This window comes from uncultured Rikenella sp. (assembly GCF_947628055.1).
GTDB lineage: Bacteria > Bacteroidota > Bacteroidia > Bacteroidales > Rikenellaceae > Rikenella.
Window position 1 is genome coordinate 1 of the sequence record NZ_CANQYJ010000160.1, and the last position, 3,305, is coordinate 3,305.

Below are 3,305 nucleotides of genomic sequence, written 5' to 3' on the forward strand. Positions count from 1 at the left end.
ATCTCAAAAAGTTTTTCTGGTTCTCTTTGTTCACAAAGAGAACAGTACCCTCCCGAACACGTACAATAAAACCTACGATTTCTACAAACGATTTGCATTCGACAGGAGGGTTTTTACTTTCCATGCACCGCAAAACCGACAATGCACACCGTACTTTTTAAAAAGAGTTTCACCTCCCAGCCTTTCGGTGCCAGGTAGCCCACAGGATCCGTTGACACGGCTTCAACAAAAAGCCGTTCCCCACGTCATTAAACGGAGAACGGCTTTTTCGGTCGATCCAAAGACGATTATAGAGCGCGATCATAAATAATACGGAGAGAGAAGCAAAAGATACCGAACCGTACCGTGCCTCCGCGAATGACCGAGCTCAAAAACCGTTATCTCAGTTTCAGTTTCTTGCCCAGCGGCAGCGTCGCCTCCCGGTCGAGGTGGTTCAGCGTGCACAGTTTCGACACCGTTGTTCCGTAGCGCCGGGCGATCCCCCACAGCGTATCCCCCGATTTGACCGTATAGACCGCCGGCGAAGACGTGCCTTTCTGAGACGAGGAAGCCAGCCGCGTTTGCCCGCCGCCCGCCGCCACGGTCGACGGGGAACCGGCATCTTCGACGTCCGTCGCTTCCGACGGCGCTAAGCCGCTGGCCCGGTTCACCGCCAGAATCCGCCCGTTCGACTGCCGGGTGACGGAAAGCACCCCGTTGCGCAACTTATGGTTCTGGTAATTCAGGATCAGAGCCGGATTGATATGCTGGCCCTGCACCCGGACTTCAAAATGACAGTGTTCGGTGGTCGCCCGTCCCGTGCGTCCGATCAGCGCGATCGGATCGCCCGCACGAACCGCATCCCCGACCTGTACCAAATTCCGGCTATTGTGTCCGTACAGCGTTTCCAGCCCGTTCTTGTGCCGGATCACCACACAATTGCCGTAGCCGCTGTACGGCTTCGACAGGCGTACCGTCCCCGCAAAAGCGGCACGCACCGTGTCGTTTTTGATCCCTTTGATATCCACCCCCGTGTGCATGCTCCGGCCCCGCCGTCCGTACCCCGACAGGAATTTGCCCGGATACGGATAGCAGAACCGCTGTTCGTTCAGCACCACGATAAAACGGTTATTGCCCGTTCCGAACGGGTCGTAATAAGAGAATTTGACATGCTCCGTTTCGTTCGGTTTGAAATGATGAGTCGGCGGAGTTATCGCCTCCGGTCCCGAACCGGTATCGACCATCGTCTTTTCGTCCGCCGGGGTGCGGATGAATTCCGGGACGGGTTTGCCCGTTACTCCCGGATCGGGCATCGTCACCGCCTGCGCCAGCACGGATGAAGTTTTCGGCAGGAAATCCTCGACCGCCGGTTCACGCTCCTCGGCAGCGTCCGCTGCCGGTTGCTGCACAGTCGTGGCCGGCCGATCGGTCGAACCGCCGGTGCGGGCAGCCGCTTCGCGCTCGGCCAGCAGCCGTTTGGCCTCCGCTTTGCGTTTTTTCTCCATCGCTCTCCGCTCCCGCCTGCTCATCAAAGGCGTCACCTCCGAAATCCGGGTCGTCGCCGCCGTCCGGCTTTCGGGAAGCGGAGCCGGGGAGTTTTGCACCTCCGACACCTGGGACTGTACCTGTCGCGGGGAGACGAATGTCACGTTTTTCAATCCATTGATCGACTCGTCTGTCACTTTCGGAATACCTGCCGAGCGTACCGGTGTTTCTGCTTCGGCAGAAGTTGTCTGCCGATTGCGCCCGGAAGTCAGTCCGGCCACCGCCGCAGGCGTATTGTAGCTGTCCGGTTCGATCACTTGCGACTGACTTCTCACCGCATAGGCTTCGCCGTCGCTATGGTATCCCCGGGTCGACTCTTTTTTGGGTACCGGGGTCTTAGGGCCTTCGACGGGTTTTGCGGAACTCATCAGCGCTTCGCTGCGCACGACCGTCGATTGCGAATAGTTCGCGAAAGAGCGGGTCAGTAGCCCTCCCGTGCCGACCGGTGCCAATCGGGGCGAGCATCCTGTGGCCAGAAAGCATACCGCTCCCAGCACAAAAGAAAGTATGCCGCCGGCAAGCCTGTGATTCATGGGTAATAGTCTTTTACATGACAAAGATAATGAAAGAAAAAATAACGCGGATGTTTCGGCCGGGAACCGCTTTTGCTTGCGAATTGTCGGGGTCTTGCGTCTTGTCTTCGTGCAAAATGATTAACTTTGCACCATTTGAACAAAGAGTGATTCCGACATAAAAATTCAGACTTATGACCGAAAGAATCAAGTGCCTGATCGTGGGCAGCGGGCCGGCGGGTTACACGGCGGCCATCTATGCGGCGCGGGCCAACCTGAAGCCGGTGGTGTACGAGGGAATAGAACCGGGGGGGCAGTTGACTACCACTACGGACATCGAGAATTTTCCGGGGTATCCCGACGGGATTTCCGGGACGGCCATGATGGAAGACCTCAAGAAGCAGGCGCAGCGGTTCGGTGCCGATGTGCGGTTCGGGATCGTTTCGCGGCTCGACCTGAGCGTGCGGCCGTTCGTGGTGGAACTCGACGGTGCGAGCCAGACGGTGACGGCGGATTCCATTATTATCGCTACGGGGGCGACGGCCAAATACCTGGGGCTGCCTTCGGAACAAAAGTACCGGGGGATGGGGGTGTCGGCGTGCGCCACGTGCGACGGCTTTTTTTACCGCAAGAAGGATGTGGCGGTGGTCGGCGGCGGCGACACGGCGTGCGAGGAGGCTACCTATCTGGCTTCGATCTGCCGGCAGGTGTACTTAGTGGTGCGCAAGAATTACCTGCGGGCGTCGAAAGCGATGCAGCAGCGGGTGTTCTCTACGCCGAATATCGAGGTGATTTTCGAGCATAACACCAAGGAGGTGCTGGGCGATGACAACGGGGTGACGGGCATGCTCTTGGTTTCCAATGACGGGGTGGAACGCCGGATCGATGTGGACGGCATGTTCCTGGCTATCGGCCATCATCCGAATACGGAGCTGGTCAAGGGACAGCTTGATCTGGATGAGCAGGGGTATATCATTACGCATCACGGGCATACTCATGTGCCGGGGGTGTTTGCGGCGGGGGATGTGCAGGATCCTCACTATCGGCAGGCGATCACGGCGGCGGGATCGGGCTGTATCGCGGCTCTGGAGTGCGAACGTTTCCTGACTGAAAATAATTTGTAATTCAACTGTACGGTTTATTTGCACGGTGCTGTGAGTGACTGTTCTTTCTTTGAAAAGAAAGGCCCCATGGGGGCTTTCCGGGCTGTAATTACCCTAATCCTTAGGCTCCGCAGTCCTCTTTCTTTGAACCCTGTTTTTTGTCGGG

Annotated in this window: 3 protein-coding genes and 1 pseudogene; 2 read left to right on the plus strand and 2 right to left on the minus strand. The window is 57.4% G+C overall.

Annotation, left to right across the window (positions count from 1 at the left end; all coding sequences use genetic code 11):
- Positions 1–310: hypothetical protein (locus Q0Z93_RS09965; RefSeq protein ID WP_298065110.1), on the plus strand; the 310-nt coding region annotated here is incomplete at its 5' end.
- A gap of 67 nt (positions 311–377) precedes the next feature.
- On the opposite strand, the gene Q0Z93_RS09970 is transcribed toward Q0Z93_RS09965, so the two are convergent.
- Together Q0Z93_RS09970 and Q0Z93_RS09975 are read right to left on the minus strand one after the other, a co-directional pair.
- Entirely contained in the window at positions 378–692 is a 315-nt protein-coding gene (locus Q0Z93_RS09970; protein ID WP_298065116.1) for a LysM peptidoglycan-binding domain-containing protein, read from the minus strand.
- An 18-nt stretch (positions 693–710) separates the two neighbouring features.
- Positions 711–1,100: pseudogene (locus Q0Z93_RS09975) on the minus strand (M23 family metallopeptidase); the annotation flags it as partial.
- Positions 1,101–2,230: 1,130 nt separating this feature from the next.
- Here Q0Z93_RS09975 and trxB point away from each other — a divergent pair.
- Positions 2,231–3,160: a thioredoxin-disulfide reductase gene (gene trxB, locus Q0Z93_RS09980; protein WP_298065114.1), complete on the plus strand. Its 930-nt coding sequence runs from the start codon at positions 2,231–2,233 to the stop codon at positions 3,158–3,160.
- Positions 3,161–3,305 lie beyond the last annotated feature (145 nt).